The 19,873-nt window shown below is 74.3% G+C and carries 15 protein-coding genes; 8 read left to right on the top strand and 7 right to left on the bottom strand.

The features are described 5' to 3' along the window. The first annotated feature begins 131 nt into the window (after positions 1–131). The 3 genes from M446_RS17780 to M446_RS17790 all read left to right on the top strand — a co-directional run bounded on the left by M446_RS17780 (position 132) and on the right by M446_RS17790 (position 4,830). Positions 132–434: a HigA family addiction module antitoxin gene (locus M446_RS17780; RefSeq protein ID WP_043701368.1), complete on the top strand. Its 303-nt coding sequence runs from the start codon at positions 132–134 to the stop codon at positions 432–434. Positions 435–557: 123 nt separating this feature from the next. Continuing rightward, a complete protein-coding gene (locus tag M446_RS17785; RefSeq protein WP_012333487.1) occupies positions 558–1,664 on the top strand; it encodes a multidrug transporter in 1,107 nt (368 codons plus the stop codon). Between the two features lies 1 nt (position 1,665). Further along, positions 1,666–4,830 carry an efflux RND transporter permease subunit gene (locus M446_RS17790; RefSeq protein ID WP_012333488.1) on the top strand — a complete coding sequence of 1,055 codons (3,165 nt, stop codon included), beginning with the start codon at positions 1,666–1,668 and terminating at the stop codon, positions 4,828–4,830. Between the two features lie 3 nt (positions 4,831–4,833). On the opposite strand, the gene M446_RS17795 is transcribed toward M446_RS17790, so the two are convergent. From M446_RS17795 to M446_RS17825, 7 genes are all read right to left on the bottom strand, one after another. Then, on the bottom strand, positions 4,834–5,118 hold the full coding sequence (locus M446_RS17795; RefSeq protein WP_012333489.1) for a hypothetical protein: 285 nt from the start codon (positions 5,116–5,118) through the stop codon (positions 4,834–4,836). 20 nt (positions 5,119–5,138) lie between these two features. Next, positions 5,139–5,627 carry a TspO/MBR family protein gene (locus tag M446_RS17800; RefSeq protein ID WP_012333490.1) on the bottom strand — a complete coding sequence of 163 codons (489 nt, stop codon included), beginning with the start codon at positions 5,625–5,627 and terminating at the stop codon, positions 5,139–5,141. Then, positions 5,624–6,832 (bottom strand): geranylgeranyl diphosphate reductase, encoded by a 1,209-nt coding sequence (locus M446_RS17805; RefSeq protein ID WP_012333491.1) that lies wholly within the window; start codon positions 6,830–6,832, stop codon positions 5,624–5,626. Before M446_RS17805 ends, M446_RS17800 begins: the two co-directional genes overlap by 4 nt. 90 nt (positions 6,833–6,922) lie before the next feature. Beyond that, positions 6,923–8,269, bottom strand: a complete 1,347-nt coding sequence (locus tag M446_RS17810; protein WP_012333492.1) for a BCD family MFS transporter — start codon at positions 8,267–8,269, stop codon at positions 6,923–6,925. After that, entirely contained in the window at positions 8,266–9,213 is a 948-nt protein-coding gene (gene chlG, locus M446_RS17815) for a chlorophyll synthase ChlG (RefSeq protein WP_012333493.1), read from the bottom strand. Before chlG ends, M446_RS17810 begins: the two co-directional genes overlap by 4 nt. Before the next feature lie 69 nt (positions 9,214–9,282). After that, positions 9,283–10,692: a transcriptional regulator PpsR gene (gene ppsR / locus M446_RS17820; RefSeq protein WP_012333494.1), complete on the bottom strand. Its 1,410-nt coding sequence runs from the start codon at positions 10,690–10,692 to the stop codon at positions 9,283–9,285. A gap of 80 nt (positions 10,693–10,772) precedes the next feature. Beyond that, positions 10,773–11,639 (bottom strand): B12-binding domain-containing protein, encoded by an 867-nt coding sequence (locus tag M446_RS17825; protein ID WP_012333495.1) that lies wholly within the window; start codon positions 11,637–11,639, stop codon positions 10,773–10,775. A 280-nt stretch (positions 11,640–11,919) separates the two neighbouring features. Here M446_RS17825 and bchF point away from each other — a divergent pair, with 280 nt between their 5' ends. Genes bchF through bchL form a run of 5 tightly spaced genes read left to right on the top strand, consistent with a single transcriptional unit; the run spans position 11,920 to position 19,818 of the window. After that, positions 11,920–12,423 carry a 2-vinyl bacteriochlorophyllide hydratase gene (bchF, locus tag M446_RS17830; RefSeq protein ID WP_012333496.1) on the top strand — a complete coding sequence of 168 codons (504 nt, stop codon included), beginning with the start codon at positions 11,920–11,922 and terminating at the stop codon, positions 12,421–12,423. Next, positions 12,420–13,682 carry a ferredoxin:protochlorophyllide reductase (ATP-dependent) subunit N gene (locus tag M446_RS17835; protein ID WP_012333497.1) on the top strand — a complete coding sequence of 421 codons (1,263 nt, stop codon included), beginning with the start codon at positions 12,420–12,422 and terminating at the stop codon, positions 13,680–13,682. The genes bchF and M446_RS17835 overlap by 4 nt, the downstream gene beginning before the upstream one ends. A 4-nt stretch (positions 13,683–13,686) precedes the next feature. Continuing rightward, positions 13,687–15,207: a ferredoxin:protochlorophyllide reductase (ATP-dependent) subunit B gene (gene bchB, locus M446_RS17840; RefSeq protein WP_012333498.1), complete on the top strand. Its 1,521-nt coding sequence runs from the start codon at positions 13,687–13,689 to the stop codon at positions 15,205–15,207. Continuing rightward, positions 15,182–18,916 (top strand): magnesium chelatase subunit H, encoded by a 3,735-nt coding sequence (locus tag M446_RS17845; RefSeq protein WP_012333499.1) that lies wholly within the window; start codon positions 15,182–15,184, stop codon positions 18,914–18,916. Before bchB ends, M446_RS17845 begins: the two co-directional genes overlap by 26 nt. Beyond that, positions 18,913–19,818, top strand: a complete 906-nt coding sequence (bchL, locus tag M446_RS17850) for a ferredoxin:protochlorophyllide reductase (ATP-dependent) iron-sulfur ATP-binding protein (protein ID WP_012333500.1) — start codon at positions 18,913–18,915, stop codon at positions 19,816–19,818. Before M446_RS17845 ends, bchL begins: the two co-directional genes overlap by 4 nt. The last annotated feature ends 55 nt before the right edge of the window (positions 19,819–19,873 follow it).

Consider the following 19,873-nt stretch of genomic DNA (forward strand, 5'->3'; position numbering starts at 1 on the left):
CTTGATCGAAGCGGATCCCGGATCGCGAGCCTGCGCGGCGCCTGAGCGCGGCGCCTGAGCGAAGCCGACATCCGCATGGCCGAAATCGGAGATGGCGAAGCCATCAACCGGATGGCGCATGCAGACCACCCATCCATCCGGGCGAAATCCTGGCCGACGCGCTGGACGAGATCGGCGTGACGCCGACCGAGCTGGCACGGCAGATCAAGGTGCCGCACAACCGCATCGGCCAGATCATCAACGGCAAGCGCGCCATCACGGGCGACACCGCGTTGCGCCTGGGCCACTGGTTCAGGACGAGCGCCGCGTTCTGGATCAACCTGCAGGCCGCCTACGATCTGCGCGTGGCCGAGCAGGAGGCCGGGGCCGAGATCGGCGCGCTGCCCGTCCGCCCGGAAGCCGAGCCGCAACCGGCGCAGCCGCGCATGCCGTAGCGCGGCCGGGGCTGATGACCCGCGGACGCGCCCGCGTTCGCGCGCGGCGGGTCACCATTTCCGCCAAGCCGCGGCCGTGCTAGGCCTCCCCGCAAAGCCGGTCGGACGGCGCATGCGGGGGGTATGCGGGCCCGGTCGGACGAGACCCTCCGCATCGTCCAGGCGCCCGCCGTGTCACGCTTCCGCCCGCGCCGTCTCCTCGGCACTCTCGGCACGCTCCTGGTGCTCGCCGCCGCCGCGGGAGCGGCCCTGTGGCTGCTTCCCGAGCGCCTGCGCGCGGCCGCCCCCGTCGGCAAGCCCCCGCCGCCCCGGGTCACCCGTGCGGTGATCGAGGAGGGGCGCAGCATCGTGAAGCTGAGCGCGGTCGAGCGCCGCCAGATCGGCGTCGAGACGGTGACGCTGCGCCTCGCCGAGCACCGCCAGGAGCGGCAGGCCTACGGCACGGTGGTCGACCTCGCCCGCGTCACCGACCTCACGAATGCCTACGCGGCCGCCCGGGCGCAGCTCCTCACCGCGCAGGCGAAGCTCGAAGTCTCGCGCAGCGCCTACCAGCGCGCGAAGGCGCTCGGCCCCTACGCCACCGCGGTCCAGCTCGAGACCGCCGAGGGCAGCTTCCGCATGGACGAGGCCTCCCTCGCCGCCGCCGAATCGCAGCTGCGCACCCTCGCCGCCACCGCCCAGCAGGAATGGGGCGCGGTGATCGGCCGGGCGATCGTCGAGCGGTCGCGCCTCGTGACGCAGCTGATCGAGCGCGAGCGCTTCCTGGTCCAGGTGACGCTGCCGCCGGGCGAGAGCGTCGGCGCCCCGCCCGCCACCGCCTACGCGGAGGTGCCGCCCCAGAGCGCCCGCGTGCCCCTCGCCTACGTCTCGCCCGCGACCCGCACCGACCAGCGCATCCAGGGCCTGAGCTACTTCTACACGGTCGCGGGCGACGGCGGCTTCCTGCCCGGGATGAGCTGCCTCGTCTTCGTGCCCTCGACCCGCGCGGTGGCGGGCATCGCCGTGCCGGAGGACGCGATCGTGCACTGGCAGGGCGGGGCGTGGTTCTATCGCGGGGTCGGCCCCGACGCCTTCGCCCGCCACCCCCTCGGCACGGACGCGCCGATGTCGGCCGACACCTTCGTGGTGGCGGGCCTGCCGGAGGAGACCGAGATCGTGCTGCGCGGCGCCCAGGCGCTCCTCTCGGAGGAGATGAAGAGCCAGATCCGCGTCTCGGGCGACGACGACTGAGATGGCCGCGCCGTCCTCCGGCCCGCAGGCCCTCCTGGTCGGCGCCGCGATCCGCTTCCGCGGCGTGGTGCTGGCCCTCGCCCTCGCGCTCCTCGCCTACGGGACGATCGCCCTCGGGGAAGCGCGCTACGACGTGTTTCCGGAATTCGCACCCCCCTCCGTGGTGGTGCAGACCGAGGCGCCGGGCCTGAGCGCCGAGCAGGTCGAGCAGCTGGTCACCCTGCCGGTCGAGGTCGTCGTCAACGGCCTGCCGGGGATCGAGAGCCTGCGCTCCGCCTCGATCCAGGGCCTCTCGGTCATCACGGTGGTGTTCCGGGCCGGGAGCGACGTCTTCCGCAACCGGCAGCTCGTCACCGAGCGCCTCGCCGCCGCCGCCTCCAAGCTGCCCCAGGGGGTGGGCCCGCCGACCATGACGGCGCTGACCTCGTCGAGCAGCACCGTGCTCCTCGCCGGGATCACCTCGGCGACGCGCACGGCCCTCGACCTGCGCACGGTGGCGGACTGGACCGTGCGGCTGCGGCTCCTCGCCGTACCGGGCATCGCGCAGGTCTCCCTCTACGGCGGCGACGTGCGCTCGCTGCAGGTCCAGGTCCGGCCCAAGGACCTGATCCGCTTCAATATCGGCCTCAACGACGTGCTCGCCGCCGCCCGCCGGGCCACCGGCGTGCGCGGGGCCGGCTTCGTCGACACGCCCAACCAGCGCATCACCCTGCAGACCGAGGGGCAATCCCTCACGCCCGAGCAGGTCGCCCGCACGGTGCTGGTCAACGAGGGCGGCGCGAGCGTGGTCCTCGGCGACGTCGCGACCGTGGTGGAGGCCCCCGAGCCGCCGATCAGCGCCGCCCTGGTCGACGGCGAGCCGGGCGTCCTGTTCATGATCGGCGCGCAGTACGGCGCCAACACGCTCGAGGTCACCCGCCGGGTCGAGGCGGCCCTGGCCGAATTGCGCCCGGGCCTGGAGCAGCAGGGCATCCGCCTCCACGCCGACCTCTTCCGGCCCGCCAACTTCATCGCGGTGGCGAACGGCAACGTCATCCAGGCGCTGGCCCTCGGCGGCGCCCTCGTGGTGGTGGTGCTGTACTTCTTCCTCAACGACTGGCGCACCTCGCTCATCTCCTGCGTGGCGATCCCGCTCTCGCTACTCGCCGCGGCCCTGGCGCTGCAGGCCTTCGGGGAGACCCTCAACACCATGACGCTCGGCGGCCTCGCCATCGCGATCGGCGAGGTGGTGGACGACGCGGTGATCGGGGTCGAGAACGTGGTGCGGCGGCTGCGGCAGAACCGGCGCCTCGGCCTGCGCCGGCCCGAGGCGCGGGTCGTGCTCGACGCCATCCTGGAGGTGCGCACCTCCGTCGCCTACGCGACCTTCGCGGTGCTGCTCGTCTTCGTGCCGGTGCTGACCCTGACCGGGGTCGCGGGCCGGCTGTTCGGGCCGCTGGCGCTGGCCTACATCCTGGCGGTGCTCGCCTCCCTGGCGGTGGCGCTGACGCTCACTCCGGCGCTCGCCACGATGCTGCTCACCGGCCGCGAGAGCGCCCCCGCGCACGACCCGCCGGTGATGCGCTGGTGCCGGCGCGGCTACGAGCGGGTGCTGCGCGGGGTCGAGCGGGCGCCGCTCCTCGTCGGCGGGCTCACGGTCATCGCCACGCTGAGCGGGGCGGCCCTGCTCCCGACCTTCGGCAGCACCTTCCTGCCGGACCTCAAGGAGGGGCACTTCATCCTGCACATGGCGGCCGCGCCCGGCACCTCCCTGCAGGAATCGGTGCGGATGGGGCGCCACCTCACGGCGGCCCTGCGGGAGATCCCGGGCGTGCGGACGGTGGCCCAGCAGGTCGGCCGCGCCGAGGCCGGGCAGGACACGGCCGGCCCGCACTACAGCGAGGTGCATATCGACCTCGATCCGACCCTGGACGGCGAGGGCCAGGAGGCCGTCGAGGCGCGGATCCGGGCCCTGATGACCAGCTTCTCGGGGGCGGCCTTCTCGCTGAAGACCTTCCTGACCGAGCGGATCGAGGAGACGGTGTCGGGCTTCACGGCGCCGGTGGTGATCAACCTGTTCGGCCCGGACCTCGCGCGGCTGGAGATCGCGGCCCGCGACGTCGCCCGCGAGATCGGCGAGGTGAGGGGCGCGGCCGACATCCAGCAGGCGGCCCCGCCCGGCCTGCCGCAGGTCAACGTCTCGCTGCGCCCGGCCGACCTGCGCCACTGGGGCCTCGACGCGGTCGAGGTGCTCGAACTCGTGCGCACCGCCTATCAGGGCGACACGGTCGGGCAGAGCTACGAGGGCAACGCGATCTTCAACGTGATCGTGATCCTCGACGCCGCCGTGCGCGGGCGGCTCGCCGCCCTCGGCGAGCTGCCGCTGCGCACCCGCGGCGGCAGCTACGTGACGCTGCGCCAGGTCGCGGACATCTACGAGACGCCGGGGCGCTTCCAGGTGCTGCACCAGGGGGCGCTCAGGGTGCAGACCGTGACGGCGAACGTGGTCGGGCGCGACGTCGCCTCCTTCGTCGAGGCGGCCCGGCGCAAGGTCGCCCGCGAGGTCGAGCTGCCGCCCGGCACCTACGCGGCCTTCGCGGGCAGCGCCGAGGAGCAGGCGCGCTCGCGGCGGGACCTCCTGGTCTCCTCGGCCTTCGCCGGTCTCGGCATCCTGCTGCTGCTCGGCGTGGTGACCGGGCATTGGCGCAACCTCGCGCTCGTCGTGGCCAACCTGCCCTTCGCGGTGGTCGGCGGCGTGCTCGCGGTGTTCCTGACCGGCCGGGTGCTGTCGCTCGGCTCGATGGTGGGCTTCGTGACCCTGTTCGGGATCTCCCTGCGCAACACCATCATAATGATCTCCCACTACGACCACCTGGTGGGCGTCGAGGGCCGGACCTGGAGCGTCGCGACGGCGATCGAGGGTGCCGGGGACCGGCTGGTGCCGATCCTGGCGACCTCGCTGGTCACCGGCCTCGGGCTGATGCCGCTGGCGCTCGGGGCCGGCGAGCCCGGCCGCGAGATCGAGGGGCCGATGGCGATCGTGATCCTGGGCGGCCTCGTGACCTCGACGGCGCTGAACCTCCTGGTCCTGCCGATGCTGGCGGTGCGGGTGGGCCGCTTCGTCGGGCCGGGCGCGGGATCGGACCCGCTGCGCGGGGCGCCGCACGCCTCCGAGGAGACGGCCTGATCGTCAGGCGCCCGCGTCGCCGCCCGGCTCCCGGAGCCGCCAGCGCAGGTCGAGCGCGTGGGCGATGCCCGCCCCCGCGAGCGCCAGGGCGATCCAGGTCCAGGCGGCGCCGACGAGCGCCGCCCGCAGGGCGAGCATCAGGCAGGCGCCCGAGGCGAGGTTGACGAGGAGACCGGGCAGGCCCGGCCGCCCGGCCCGCCGCCGCCACGCCGTCAGCGCCACCGCCTCGAGCGCGACGAGCGCCAGCACCAGGTCGACGATGCGGCCGCTCCCGAACAGGTCCGACACGCGCGCTCCCCCACTCCGCCTCAGAACGGCCCGTTGAAGCGCACGATCGACCAGTTGAGGCAGGCCGCGACCCCGACCCAGAGCAGGTAGGGCAGCAGGAGCAGCACCCCGGTGCCGGAATGCCGGCCGACGACCAGCATCAGCACCGCGATGGAGAGCCAGAGCGCCGCCACCTCGGCGAGCGCCCAGTCGGGCCGGCGCAGGCGGAAGAACAGCCCGCTCCAGGCGACGTGGAGGGCACCGTTCACCGCGAAGGCGACGAGGAGCCAAGTCCGCGCGGGGCCCGCCGGGGCGGCGTTCCAGGCCAGGACCCCGGCCGCGGCCGCGAGGCCGATGATCACGGTCCAGATCGGCCCGAAGGCCCAGTCGGGCGGCTTCCAGGCCGGCACGCGCAGGGCCGCGTACCAGGGATCGATGACCGTGAGCCACGCGCCCGCCGCGGCGAGCGCGATGCCCGCGAGGGCCGCCACGATCACCGGCGCCGCGGACCCGCCGAGCAGGCCGCTCACGGGGAGACCCAGCCGAACAGGTGCGCGAGGTCCTTGAAGAAGATCCGCGCGTGGGCGGCGGGCCGCGCCCGCACCAGCTCCTTGTTCATGTAGGAATCCCAGGTGAGCGACTGCACGTCCGGGTCGCGGCAGATGCTGACGAAGCGCTCCCGGAGCGCGTCGTTGCGGTACCAGACAGTCTGCATCAGGCGCAGGATCCAGAATACGCGGCCATGCGCCTTGAGGAAGCGGCGGCGGGCCTGGGCCAGGGCGCGGGCATCGCCGGTGGCGAGGCACTCGTGCACCGCCTCCGCGGCGAGCCTGCCGCCGAGCATCGCGTAGTAGATGCCCTCGCCCGAGGCCGGCGCGACGAGGCCGGCGGCGTCGCCGGTGAGCAGCACGTCGCGCCCGTTGTCGAAGCGGGGCAGGGGCTTGAGGGGCAGGGGGGCGCCCTCGCGGCGCAGCGTCTCGCCCGCGTCGAGCCCGGTCGCCTCGCGCAGGCGCCCGACCGCCTGGCGCAGCGAGAAGCCCTTGCGGGCGCTGCCGGTGCCGATGCTGAGCGTGTCGCCGTGCGGGAAGATCCAGGCGTAGAAGTCGGGCGAGAGGGCGCCCTGGTAGTAGACGTCGCAGCGCGCCGCCTCGAAGGCGCCGGAGGCCGGCGTGCGGACGACCTCGTGATAGGCGAAGACCTGCCGCATCCTGGCGTGGCCCGGGATCTCCTGGCGCCCGACCGCCGAGGCGGCCCCGTCCGCCCCGATCACCAGCCGGGTGCGCACCGCCTCCGCCTCGCCGTCGCGGCGACGCAGGTGCACGGTGACGAGCCCGTCCCCCTCCCGGGTGAGGCGCAGGAAGGTGCCGGTGCGGCGCTCGGCCCCGGCCAACGCCGCGCGGTTGCGCAGCCACTCGTCGAAGGGGGCGCGGTCGACCATGCCGACGAAGCCCTCGCCGACCGGCATGTCGACGGCCCGGTTGGCGGGCGAGACCATGCGGGCCGAGCGGATCCTCGCCACGAGCAGGTCGTCCGGGATGGCGAAGTCGCGGATCAGGCGCGGCGGGATCGCCCCGCCGCAGGGCTTGATGCGCCCCGCCTTGTCGAGGAGCAGGACCCGGCGGCCGAGCCGGGCGAGATCGGTCGCGGCGGTCGCCCCCGCCGGCCCGCCCCCCACCACCACCGCGTCGAGGACCGCGTTGCTCACGGGGGTGCTCATCATGGCCGTGCTCGTCATGGCCGTGCCTCCCTGGTTGCCGTTCTTCGTCGACGGGCCCTCGTCACCTCCTGCGGGCCCGTTTGGGCCCGGAGAGGGGAGGTCGGATTCTCAGCCGTGCGACGCCGCGAGGCCCGACAGGTCCGGCCGGGGCGCCTGCGCGGGTGCCCCGATCCGCCACGCGAGCCCCGCCGCGACCACGAACAGGGCCGCCTCGGCCGCGAAGACCGTCGCGTAGGCGGGCACGACCGCGCCGAGGGCGAGGCGGGCGACGTCGACGCTCGCGGCCCCGAGGAAGCCCCCGAGCCCGAACGCCACGCCCTGCGCGGCGCCCCAGACGCCCATGCGGGTGCCGTGGCGGCTCTCGCCGCCCGCGCCCGCGAGGCCCATCATCAACCCGATCGCCGAGACCGCGAAGACGCCGTTGAAGAAGCCGAGCAGCGCCACGCAGGTCCGCAGCAGCCCGCCCGGGCCGCCGAGAAGCGGCGCGTCGGGGCCGGCGCCGCAGGCCGCGATCGCCAGCAGCGCGGCGGCCGAGCCGAGGCAGCCGCCGGTGGTCCACAGCCGCAGCGAGGCGAGGCGCCCGCGCGCCCGCACGGTCACGAGGGCGACCAGGACCATCCCGGCGAGCACGCCGCCGTTCTGGATCCCGGCGAGCTTGGTGGTGGCGCCGGGCGTCATCGCGAAGACGAGGCCCGCGAAGGGCTCGAGGATCAGCTCCTGGGCGGAGTAGGCGAGCATCGCCAGGAAGATGAAGATCGTGAAGCGCCGCGCCGCGGGCTCGGCCCAGACCTCGCCGAGCACCTGCCGGAAGGGCCGCCGCGCCGCCTCCCGGGCCGCCGCTCGCGGGCGCCGCGGCTCGACGCCCCAGAGTGCCGCGAGCGCCACCGCGAAGGCGATCGCCGACACGCCGCCCGAGACCGCGACGAGCCGCCCCGCGGAGAACGGGTCGAGCAGGTGCCCGGCGGTCGGGGCGGTGACGACGAAGCCGGCGATCATCATGATCCAGACGATGGTCGCGGCGGCGCCCCGGCGGCGGGGTGCCACGCCCGTCGAGAGCAGCACCAGCAGCGAGGTCCCGGCCGCCCCGACGCCGATGCCGACGGCCAGGAAGGACAGGATCGCCAGGGCGAAGCCGGCCGCCGGCGCGGTGGCGATCAGGACGGTGCCGGCCGCGGCGCCGACCCCGCCGAGCGCCAGCAGCGCCATGCCGCCGATGATCCAGGGCGTGCGGCGCCCGCCGAGGTCGGAGCCGTAGCCCCAGCGCGGCCGCAGCACCTGCACCGCGTAGTGCAGGGCGACGAGCGCGCCCGGCACCGCGGCCGGGAGCGCCAATTCCACCACCATCACCCGGTTGAGGGTCGAGGTCATCAGCACCACGATCGCCCCGAGGGCGGTCTGGACGAGGCCGAGGCGCAGGATCGTGCCCCAGCCGAAGGGGGCGGGGGCGGCGCTCACGCGGCCCCCCCGGCGCGCAGGGCGAAGGCGGCGACGAGCATGCCGAGCACGGAGAGCAGCGTGCCGGTGCCGTTGTACCACGCGGCCCGGCCGCGCGGATCGGCGAGGAGGCGGGGCATCAGGGCGCCCTGGCCGGCGAGGAGCAGCGCCACGAGGCCCGCGTGGAAGGGCCGGTCCCAGGCGAGGAGCAGGGCCACCACGGCGGCCTGCGGCAGGGCCATCACCGCGCAGGCCAGCCGGGCCGCCCGGGCGGTGCCGAGCTGGACCGGCAGGGAGCGCAGGCCCGTGCGGCGGTCCCCCTCGACGGACTTGAAGTCGTTGAGGGTCATGATGCCGTGGGCGCCCAGGCTGTAGAGCAGCGCCAGCAGGATCACCCGTCCGTCGGGCAGGGACCCCGTCATCGCGGCCGCCCCCGTGAACCAGGGCAGCCCCTCGTAGCAGAGCCCGCAGGCGGCGTTGCCCCACCAGCCGTTCCGCTTCAGGCGGACGGGCGGGGCGCTGTAGAGCCACGCCAGGGCGAGCCCGAACAGGCCGGCGCCGAGGATCCAGGGCCCGAGGGCGCCCGCCACCGCCAGGGAGAGCAGCGTCCAGGCCAGGGCGACGGCGAGCCCCCAGCGGCCGGGGATGCGGCCCGAGGGGATCGGCCGCTGCGGCTCGTTGATGGCGTCCACGTGCCGGTCGAACCAGTCGTTCACCGCCTGGCTGGTCGCGCAGACCAGGGGCCCGGCGAGCAGGAGGCCGGCGACGACCACCGGCCAGCGCCCCGCCGGCGCGACGCCCGAGGACACGACCCCGCAGGCGAAGGCCCACATCGGGGCGAACCAGGTGATCGGCTTCAGCAATTCGAGCAACGCGCCCGGCGCGGGGAGCGCGCGGGCTCCGCCACCGTCGCGACGGGCGGGCCGCCACTTCGTCCAGGGATGCGCGAGGGGCTTCGTCGTCATGCCGCGAGGGTGTGACGCGGCCGGGCAAGTGTCAAGTAAAGTTTACACCCGCGCGGCGCGCGGCGGGGATCAGCCGGGCTCCTCCTCGGTGTCCTCGCTCCCGTCGAGGTCGCCGAGGCCGTAGCGGCGCAGCTTGGCGTAGAAGCCCTGGCGGCTGAGGCCCAGCATCTCCGCCGCCGAGGCGCGGTTGTCGTTCGTGATGCGCAGGGCCGCCTCGATGCAGAGGCGCTCGATCAGGTCGGTGGTCTCCCGCACCAGGGTCTTCATCGAGACGCGGCCGACGAGGTCGGTCATCTGCTCGACCGAGCGGGGCAGTTCGCGGCCGCCCGCCGCCGGGGCGACCCGGCGGGGCAGGCTGCGCAGGGTGAAGCCCAGGCAGGGGTGCTCGCCGCCCGGCACCGAGACCGCCGCGACCTCGACCTCCTCCACGGCCCCGAACTCGCCGCGCACGACGGTGGCGAAGTGGCGGACCGAGCCGTGCTCCACGAGCGTGCTGAACAGCGCGTTGATCTCGGTCCCCTCGCGGCCGAGCCAGCGGTCGAGGGGCTCGCCCTTGGCCTGGTGCTCGGTGGCGAGCTGCACGAGATCGAGGAAGGCGGCGTTGGCGCCGATGATGCGCCGGTCGCGGTCGGTGACGACGAAGCCCTCCGGCATCGCCTCGATCACCTCGAGGGCGCCCGAGCGCGAGGCCGCCGGCCCGGACGGCGCCGCGACCTGGGTGAGGCGCACCAGGATGTTGGTGCCGGTCTCCTGCCGGAAGAGGGCGGCGGAGACGCGGGCCTCGCCGCGGCGGTGGGCGAGCCGCGCGTGCAGGTCCTCGGCCTGGCCGGTGAGCCGCAGGCCCACCAGCAGCGACTGGACCGCGCGGGCGCTCTCGGGCTCGAACAGGTCGACCACGTCCTGGCCGACGATGCGCTTGGCCGAGCGGCCGAGCAGGCGGGCCGCGGCCGGGTTGATCTCGGCGACGCGCCGCGTCCCCGCATCGACGATCAGCACCGATTCGCCCGCCAGCTGGAACAGCACGCGGTAGCGGGTCTCGGCCCCGCGCAGGCGGGCGTAGTCGCGCTCCAGGGCCTGCTGCGATTCGGCGAGGCGCTGCTGCAGGGCGGCGAGGGCCCGCAGGTCGCGGCCGATCGCGATGATGCGCCCGTCACCGGGGATGCGCAGGGCGGAGTAGCGGATCGGGACGTCGGCGCCGCCGCTGCGCGACGGGTGGTTGACCTGCCGCCAGCGCGTCACCGTGCCGGGCCCGGCATCCTCCAGGAGGCTCGCGATCTTCGCGCGGCTCTCCGCCGTGACGGTGTCGATCCAGCGCCGGCCGAGCCAGCTCTCGCCCGCCTCCTCGGCAAGGCCGTCCGCGCCGAAGGTCGCGTCCCGGATCACGCCGTCCGGATCGACGATCAGCGACACGTCCGTCGCCGCGGCGACGAGCGCACCCGTCGTCTGCGCGTCGAGGTGGGAGACGGCGTCTCGAAGCACCGCGAACGTTTCCTTCGCAGTAAGGCTCAAGGGCTTGTTCAAGGGTCACCACTGGACGCCGACCGCACTGAACACACCTTTCAGCAGGCTCTAACCCGTAGATCAAGCAGGCTCTGCGCGATCCCGGGCGCGTTGCGGGCATCTCCCACGGCGGCGTCCGCGCCCGCGTGGCGGACCCTGTCGGGCCGATCGTGGAAGGCGGGGCCGCCGACCAGGATCGAGACGCCGCGGTTGCGCGAGCCGCGCCGGATCACCGGGATGATCTCGGTGAGCGCGTCGAGATGCACGTCGCAGGACAGGGACAGGCCGATCACGTCGAACCACTCGGCGCGCATGCGCGCCATCGGCTCCGTCAGCTGCCGGTCCACGCTCGAGGTGACGTCCCAGCCGGCCTCGCCGAAGAAGTGGGCCACCAGGGTCAGGCCGAACGTGTGCATCTCGCCCGGAGCCGGCATCAGCAGCACGCGGCGGCTCGCCGGATCGACGGGGTGCGGATCGAGAAAGAGCAATTCCAGGTCGTGGACGATGCGGCGCAGCCGCGCCATCGCGACCGTCACCTGCACGAAGTCGCACTCGTCCTCCTCCCACAGGCGGCCGATATGCCGCGCCGTGGGGGCGAGCAGCCCGAGCAGCAGGTCGTCGAGGCCGAGGCCCCCGTCGAGCAGCCCGCGGATCTCCGCCATCACGTCGGCGTCCTGCGGCGCCAGCATCAGCGCGCTGAACCGGACGACCTCCTCGGCGATCGGCGGGCGGCCGACAGCGCGCACCCTCGGGCGCTCGGACCGGTGGGCGAGCATCAGCCGCGGGATGATCTCGGCCTCGACCACGCGCGCGAGGTCGTCCCTCCACCTGGCCCCGCGCCCGAGACCGCCGGCCTCGCCGCAGGGGCTCTCCCGTGGCGGGACAAAACTGCCCGTCAGGTCGCCCGAATACCTCGGATCTCCCATCGGCACCTCCCCGATGCACGTTCTGCCCGGATGTCCTTATACAGAGTCACGTTTTTTGCTTTGGGAGCCTCTCACGACAGGTCGAGAGAGCCGGGCTTTAGGGAAAATACCCGTCCTCGGCGTGGCCGCAAGTGACTTTCGCGGCCTAAGCCCTGAAATGTCACCCGGCACGACTGTCAACCTGTGTTGACACTCGCGCGGCCGTGGTCCTAGGCTGCCCCCATCGACGACCCGCCGCGAAGGCGGGCGGGCAGGGCAGGATCGAGGCAGGGCAGGCGCGATGGCGACGTCCAACAACCGTCCGGTTCTGTACAGCGAGGCCGAGCGGCGCCGCCGCGACGCCACGCCCTGGACCCTGGTGCAGGGCGTCCTGGCGCCGGTCCAGTTCGCGATCTTCCTGGTCAGCCTGGGGCTGGTCCTGCGCACCCTCGCCACCGGCGAGGGCGCGGCGCTCGCCAACGCCTCGGTGGTGACGAAGACGCTCGCGCTCTACGCCATCATGGTGACCGGCTCCCTCTGGGAGAAGGCGGTGTTCGGGCGCTACCTCTTCGCGCCGGCCTTCTTCTGGGAGGACGCGGTCAGCATGCTGGTGCTGGCCCTGCACACGGGCTACCTGGCGGCCCTCGCCACCGGGGCGCTCGCGGTCCCGGCCCTGATGGGGCTCGCGCTCGCGGCCTATGCCGCCTACCTCGTCAACGCCGCCCAGTTCCTCCTGAAGCTGCGCGCCGCCCGCGCCGGGGCGCCGGCGCGCCGCGCGCCCCGCCTGACGGAGGCGACGCCGTGACGGCCCTCGCGAGCCCCCCCGCCTGCGGCCCGGTGCTGCGCCAGGAGCGCGGCCAGCGCGCCGTGTTCTGCGGCCTCACCGGCATCGTCTGGCTGCACCGCCGCATCCAGGACGCCTTCTTCCTGGTCGTCGGCTCGCGCACCTGCGCGCACCTGATCCAGTCGGCGGCGGGCGTCATGATCTTCGCCGAGCCGCGCTTCGCGACGGCGATCATCGAGGAGCGCGACCTCGCGGGCCTCGCGGACGCCAACGAGGAGCTCGACCGGGTGGTGACCCGCCTGCTGGAGCGGCGGCCGGACATCCGGCTCCTGTTCCTGGTGGGCTCCTGCCCGTCCGAGGTGATCAAGCTCGACCTGTCGCGCGCCGCCGCGCGCCTCTCGGCCCGGGTCGCGCCCGCGGTGCGGGTGCTCAGCTACTCGGGCAGCGGGATCGAGACCACCTTCACGCAGGGCGAGGATGCCTGCCTCGCCGCCCTGGTGCCGGACCTGCCGCGGGACGAATCGGGCTCGCTCCTCGTCGTGGGCGCCCTCGCGGACGTGGTCGAGGACCAATTCGCGCGGCTCTTCGCGGAGCTCGGCCTCGGGCCGGTGCGCTTCCTGCCGGGGCGGCGGGCGGCGGACCTTGCGCCGGTCGGGCCGGGGACCCGCTACCTGCTGGCCCAGCCCTTCCTGGCCGACACGGCGCGCGCCCTCGACGCGCGCGGCGCGTCGCGGATTGCCGCCCCCTTCCCCCTCGGAGCGGAGGGGACGACGCTCTGGCTCGCGGCCGCCGCCCGCGCCTTCGGCGTGCCGGCCGACCGCGTGGACGCGGTCACGGCGCCGGGCCGCGCCCGGGCGGCCCGCGCGCTCGCCGCCCATCGGGAGCGGCTCGCCGGGCGGCGGGTCTTCTTCTTCCCGGATTCGCAGCTCGAACTGCCCCTGGCGCGGTTCCTGGCGCGGGAGCTCGGGGCGGAGCTGATCGAGGTCGGCACGCCCTACCTCCACCGCGCCCACCTCGCCGAGGAGCTCGCCCTGCTGCCGGACGGGGTGGCGGTGACCGAGGGCCAGAGCCTCGACGACCAGCTCGACCGCTGCCGGGCGGCGCGGCCCGACCTCACGGTCTGCGGGCTCGGCCTCGCCAACCCGCTCGAGGCGGAGGGGCTCGCCACCAAGTGGTCGATCGAGCTCCTGTTCACGCCGATCCAGGGCTACGACCAGGCCGGCGACCTCGCCGGGCTCTTCGCCCGCCCCCTCGTGCGCCGCGCGCGGCTGGAGGTCTGAGGCGATGCAGCTCACGCTCTGGACCTACGAGGGGCCTCCCCATATCGGCGCGATGCGGGTCGCGGCGGCGATGAACGGCCTGCACTACGTGCTGCACGCGCCGCAGGGCGACACCTACGCCGACCTGCTCTTCACGATGATCGAGCGGCGGGATTCCCGCCCGCCGGTGACCTACACGACCTTCCAGGCCCGCGACCTCGGCGCCGACACGGCCGAGCTGTTCAAGCGGGCCGCCGCCGAGGCCTACGCGCGCTTCCGCCCGCAGGCGATGATCGTGGGCGCCTCCTGCACGGCCGAATTGCTGCAGGACGACCCGGCCGGCCTCGCCCGGGCGCTCGGCCTGCCGATCCCGGTGATCCCGCTCGACCTCCCGGCCTACCAGCGCAAGGAGAATTGGGGGGCCTCCGAGACCTTCTACCGCCTGGTCCGGGCGCTCGCGGGGCCGCCGGCCGCGCGCCCGGCGCGCGCGGTGCGCAGCTGCAACATCCTGGGCCCGACCGCCCTCGGCTTCCGCAACCGGGACGACCTGCGCGAGGTGCGCCAGCTCCTCGACCGGCTCGGGATCCCGGTCAACGTGGTGGCGCCGCTGGGCGCCTCGCCCGCCGACCTCGCCCGCCTCGGCGAGGCCGATTTCAACGTCGTCCTCTACCCGGAGGTGGCGCGCGCCGCCGCGCAGTTCCTGGAGCGGACGCACCGCCAGCCCTTCGTCGAGATCGCGCCGATCGGGGTGCGGGCGACGCGCGCCTTCGTGGAGGCGGTGGCGGCCCGGGCCGGCGTCGATCCGGCCCCGGTCCTCGCCGACGAGGGCTCGCGCCTGCCCTGGTACGCGCGCTCGGTCGATTCGACCTACCTGACGGGCAAGCGCGTCTTCGTGTTCGGCGACGCGACCCACGCGGTCGCCGCCGCCCGGGTCGCCACGGCGGAACTCGGCTTCGCGCTCGTCGGCCTCGGCACTTACGCGCGCGAATTCGCCCGCGAGGTCCGGGAGGAGGCCGAGGCGCACGGCCTCACCGCCCTCGTCAGCGACGATTACCTCGCCGTCGAGGAGGCGATCGCGGCGGCGCAGCCGGAACTGGTGCTCGGCACCCAGATGGAGCGCCACATCGCCAAGCGCCTCGGCATTCCCTGCGCGGTGATCTCGGCCCCGATGCATGTCCAGGACGTGCCGGCCCGCCACGCGCCCCAGATGGGATTCGAGGGCGCCAACGTCCTCTTCGACACGCTCGTGCACCCCCTGATGATGGGGCTGGAGGAGCACCTGCTCGCCATGTTCCGGGACGACCCGGAATTCCACGACGGCGTCGCCCCCTCGCATCTCGGCGGGACGGCGCGGGACCTGCCCGCCGCCGCGCCGCAGCCCGCCGCCCTCGTCTGGGCCATCGAGGCCGAGCGCGAACTCAAGAAGGTGCCGTTCTTCGTGCGGGGCAAGGCCCGCAGCAACACCGAGCGCTTCGCCCGCGAGCGCTCGCTCCCGCTCATCACCGTCGAGACCCTGTACGATGCAAAAGCGCATTTCAGCCGCTGAGCCGGCGGACGCGCTGCCGGAGCTGCGCGTCGTCATCGTCACCCTCGATAACCACCTCGCCGGGGCGGTGGACCGGGCGCGCCAGAGCCTCGCCCGCAGCGAGCCGCGCCTCGTGCTGAGCTTCCACGCCGCGGCCGAGTGGGATTCCGACCCGGCCGCCCTCGACACCTGCCGGGCCGAGATCGCCCGGGCCGACATCGTGCTCTCGGCCATGCTGTTCATGGACGAGCACGTGCGGGCGGTGCTGCCGGCCCTGCTGGCGCGGCGCCCGCATTGCGACGCGATGGTGGGCTGCCTCTCCGCCGCCGAGGTGGTGCGCACGACCCGGATCGGCCGCTTCGCCATGGACGGCTCGCAGAACGGGGCGCTCGCCTTCCTCAAGCGCCTGCGCGGGCGCCAGGGCGGGCAGGGCGGCGGCGCCCGCCAGATGGCGCTGATCCGCCAGATCCCCCGCATCCTGCGCTTCATCCCGGGCTCGGCCCAGGACGTGCGGGCCTATTTCCTGACGCTGCAATACTGGCTCGCCGGCTCGGACGAGAACGTCGTCAACCTCGTGCGCTTCCTCGTGTCGCGCTACGCGGCCGGGCCGCGGGCCGGCTGGCGCCAGCGCCTGACCGCCGAGGAGCCGCTCGCCTATCCGGAGACCGGCCTCTACCACCCGCGCATGGCCGGCCGCATCGGCGAGCGCCCCGAGCGCCTGCCGGTCCCGGCCGGGAGCCACGGCCGGGTCGGCCTCCTGCTGATGCGCTCCTACGTGCTGGCCGGCAACACGGCGCATTACGACGGGGTCATCGCCGCCCTCGAGGCCCGCGGCCTCGCCGTCGTGCCGGCCTTCGCCAGCGGCCTCGACAACCGCCCGGCGATCGAGCGCTTCTTCCTGCGCGACGGGCGCCCCCGCGTCGACGCCCTGGTCTCGCTCACCGGCTTCTCCCTCGTCGGCGGCCCCGCCTACAACGACGCGGCCGCGGCCGAGGCGGTGCTGCGCCGCCTCGACGTGCCCTACCTCGCCGCCCACGCGGTCGAGTTCCAGACGCTGGAGCAGTGGGACGCCTCCGACCGCGGCCTCTCGCCGGTCGAGGCCACCATGATGGTGGCGATCCCGGAACTCGACGGGGCGACCGCCCCGATGGTGTTCGGCGGGCGCTCCGGCCGCCCGGCCGCGGGGCCCGCCCCTTCCGCCCATCCCCGCGACATGGCCGTGCAGATCGAGCGCGCCGACCGCCTCGCCGCGCGGGTCGCCCGCCTCGTCGCCCTGCGCCGCCGGCCGCGGGCCGAGCGCCGCCTCGCCGTCGTGCTGTTCAACTTCCCGCCCAATGCCGGGGCGACCGGCACCGCGGCCTTCCTGTCGGTCTGGGAATCGCTCTGGCGCGTGCTCGCGGCCCTGGCGCGGGACGGCTACCGCGTCGAGGTTCCGGAGAGCGCCGAGGCCCTGCGCCGCCGCGTCCTGGAGGGCAATTCCGCCCGCTACGGCACCCCGGCCAACGTCGCCCACCGCATCCCCGCCGACGAGCACGTGCGCCGCGAGCGCCACCTCGCCGAGATCGAGGCGCAGTGGGGCCCGGCGCCCGGGCGCCACCAGAGCGACGGCGCGGCGCTCCTGGTGCTCGGCGCCGCCTTCGGCAACGTCTTCGTCGGGATCCAGCCCGCCTTCGGCTACGAGGGCGACCCGATGCGGCTGCTCTTCGAGCGCGGCTTCGCGCCGACCCACGCCTTCTCGGCCTTCTACCGCTACCTGCGCGAGGATCTCGGCGCCGACGCGATCCTGCATTTCGGCACCCACGGGGCGCTCGAATTCATGCCCGGCAAGCAGGCCGGGCTCTCGGCCGCCTGCTGGCCCGAGCGGCTGATCGGCGAGGTGCCCAACCTCTACCTCTACGCGGCCAACAACCCCTCGGAGGGGACGCTCGCCAAGCGCCGGGCGGCCGCGACCCTGGTGAGCTACCTGACGCCGAGCCTCGCCCAGGCCGGCCTCTATCGCGGCCTCCTCGACCTGCGGGCCTCGCTCGAGCGCTGGCGGGCCCTGCCGCCGGAGGACGCCGCGGAGCGCGCCGCGCTCGCGGAGATGATCCGGTCCCAGGCCGAGGCCCTCGACCTCGCCGCGGCCGGCGACCCCTGGGCCGAGGAGGCCGGCGGCCGCATCGCCGACCTGACCCTGCGCCTCGTCGAACTGGAGCACACGCTGATCCCGCACGGGCTCCACGTGGTCGGGGAGGGGACGCGGCCGCAGGAGCGGGTCGACCTCCTGCTCGCCCTCGCGGACTCGGTCCACGGCCTCGCGCCCGCCCGCGCGGCGATCGAGGCGCTGGTCGCGGGCGCCTCGCCCGACCAGGCCCTCGCCGCCTCCGGCCTCCCGGCCGACGAGGCCGCCCGGGCCGCCTTCCGGGCGCTCGCCGAGACCGACCGGCTGCTCGCCGAGGACCACGAGGTCCCGGCCCTGCTGCGGGCCCTCGACGGCCGCTTCGTGCCCCCGGTGGCCGGGGGCGACGTGCTGCGCACGCCCGCGATCCTGCCGACCGGGCGCAACCTGCACGGCTTCGACCCCTACCGGATCCCGAGCGCCTTCGCGCTCGCCGACGGCCGCGCCCAGGTCGAGCGGCTGCTCGCCCGCCACGCGGCGGACGGGGGCCGGCTGCCGGAGAGCATCGCGATCGTGCTCTGGGGCAGCGACAACCTGAAGACCGAGGGCGGCCCGATCGCGCAGGCCCTCGCGCTGATGGGGGCGGCGCCGCGCTTCGACGGCTACGGCCGGCTCTGCGGCGCGACGCTGATCCCGCTCGCGGAACTCGGCCGCCCGCGCATCGACGTGGTGGCGACGCTCTCCGGCATCTTCCGCGACCTGCTGCCGCTGCAGACCCGGCTCCTCGCCGAGGCGGCCTTCCTGGCGGCCTCGGCCGACGAGCCCGAGGCGATGAACTACGTGCGCAAGCACGCGCTGGCCCACCAGGCGGCCCAGGGGATCGACCTGGAGACGGCGGCCCTGCGGGTGTTCAGCAATGCCGAGGGCGCCTACGGGGCCAACGTCAACTTCCTCGTCGATAGCGGGCGCTGGGAGGACGACACCGAGCTCTGCGAGACCTTCTCGCGCCGCAAGAGCTTCGCGTATGGCCGCGACGGCAGGCCCGCGCCGCAGCGGGCGCTGATGCAGGCGGTGCTCGGCACGGTCGAGGTCGCCTACCAGAACCTCGATTCCGTCGAGGTCGGCGTCACCAGCGTCGACCACTACTTCGACGGGCTCGGCGGCATGGCCCGCGCGGTGAGCAAGGCCCGCGGCGCGGCGGTGCCGGTCTACATCTCCGACCAGACGCGGGGCGAGGGCAAGGTCCGCTCCCTGTCCGAGCAGGTCGCGCTCGAAACCCGCACCCGCATGCTCAACCCGAAATGGGTCGAGGGCATGCTCGGCCACGGCTACGAGGGCGTGCGCCAGATCGACCAGCACCTCACCAACACGGTGGGCTGGTCGGCGACCACCGACCAGGTCGCGCCCTGGATCTACCAGCGCCTCACCGAGACCTACGTGCTCGACGAGGCCATGCGCGAGCGCATGGCGGCGCTCAACCCCGCCGCCTCCGCCAAGGTCGCCCACCGCCTGATCGAGGCGCATCGGCGCGGCTTCTGGACACCCGACCCCGAGACGCGGGCCGCCCTCGACCGGGCCGAGGAGGCCCTGGAGGACCGGCTCGAAGGCATCACCGCGGAGGCCGCCGCATGAACATCGCGATCCGAAATCCCGTGGCGACGCGCCCGGCCGAGCGGCGGGAGGAAGGCAGCCTCCAGGTCGCCCTCGACCCGGACCTGCGCATCGACACCGCCAAGGTCTTCGCCGTCTACGGCAAGGGCGGGATCGGCAAGAGCACCACCTCCTCGAACCTCTCGGTCGCCTTCTCGAAGCTCGGGAAGCGGGTGCTGCAGATCGGCTGCGATCCCAAGCACGATTCGACCTTCACGCTGACGAAGCGCCTCGCCCCGACGGTGATCGATGCCCTGGAGGCGGTGAAGTTCCACGCCGAGGAACTGCGCGTCGAGGATTTCGTGGTCGAGGGCTACAACGGCGTGATGTGCGTCGAGGCCGGGGGACCGCCCGCCGGCACCGGCTGCGGCGGCTACGTCGTCGGCCAGACCGTGAAGCTGCTCAAGGAGCACCACCTCCTGGAGGAGACCGACGTCGTCGTCTTCGACGTGCTGGGCGACGTGGTCTGCGGCGGCTTCGCCTCGCCGCTCCAGCACGCGGACCGGGCGCTCATCGTCACCGCGAACGACTTCGACTCGATCTTCGCGATGAACCGCATCGTCGCGGCGATCCACGCCAAGGCCAAGAATTACGGGGTGCGGCTCGGCGGGGTGATCGCCAACCGCTCGGCGGCGACGGACGAGATCGACCGCTTCAACGCCGCGGTGGGCCTGCGGCGCCTCGCGCATTTCCAGGACCTCGACGTGGTGCGCCGCTCGCGCCTGCGCAAGGCGACCCTGTTCGAGATGGAATCCTCGCCGGAGCTCGACGCCGTGCTGGCCGAGTACCTCGCCCTGGCGGAGGCGCTCTGGGCCGGCGTCGAGCCCCTGGAGGCTGAGCCGATGCGCGACCGCGACCTGTTCGAGTTCCTCGGCTTCGATTGAGGGGGCGGGCGATGGGCATCGCGGCATCGCAGATCCGGGGAGACCGTCCCGCCCG

The sequence above is a fragment of the Methylobacterium sp. 4-46 genome (genome assembly GCF_000019365.1).
Taxonomy (GTDB): Bacteria; Pseudomonadota; Alphaproteobacteria; order Rhizobiales; family Beijerinckiaceae; genus Methylobacterium.

What these genes read in the sequence shown, in the direction of transcription:
- M446_RS17785 (WP_012333487.1), top strand. Translation starts at nt 558, where the DNA reads ATGCGGGCCCGGTCGGACGAGACCCTCCGCATCGTCCAGGCGCCCGCC.
- M446_RS17790 (WP_012333488.1), top strand. Translation starts at nt 1,666, where the DNA reads ATGGCCGCGCCGTCCTCCGGCCCGCAGGCCCTCCTGGTCGGCGCCGCG.
- M446_RS17805 (WP_012333491.1), bottom strand. Translation starts at nt 6,832, where the DNA reads ATGACGAGCACGGCCATGATGAGCACCCCCGTGAGCAACGCGGTCCTC.
- chlG (WP_012333493.1), bottom strand. Translation starts at nt 9,213, where the DNA reads ATGACGACGAAGCCCCTCGCGCATCCCTGGACGAAGTGGCGGCCCGCC.
- M446_RS17825 (WP_012333495.1), bottom strand. Translation starts at nt 11,639, where the DNA reads ATGGGAGATCCGAGGTATTCGGGCGACCTGACGGGCAGTTTTGTCCCG.
- bchF (WP_012333496.1), top strand. Translation starts at nt 11,920, where the DNA reads ATGGCGACGTCCAACAACCGTCCGGTTCTGTACAGCGAGGCCGAGCGG.
- bchB (WP_012333498.1), top strand. Translation starts at nt 13,687, where the DNA reads ATGCAGCTCACGCTCTGGACCTACGAGGGGCCTCCCCATATCGGCGCG.
- M446_RS17845 (WP_012333499.1), top strand. Translation starts at nt 15,182, where the DNA reads ATGCAAAAGCGCATTTCAGCCGCTGAGCCGGCGGACGCGCTGCCGGAG.
- bchL (WP_012333500.1), top strand. Translation starts at nt 18,913, where the DNA reads ATGAACATCGCGATCCGAAATCCCGTGGCGACGCGCCCGGCCGAGCGG.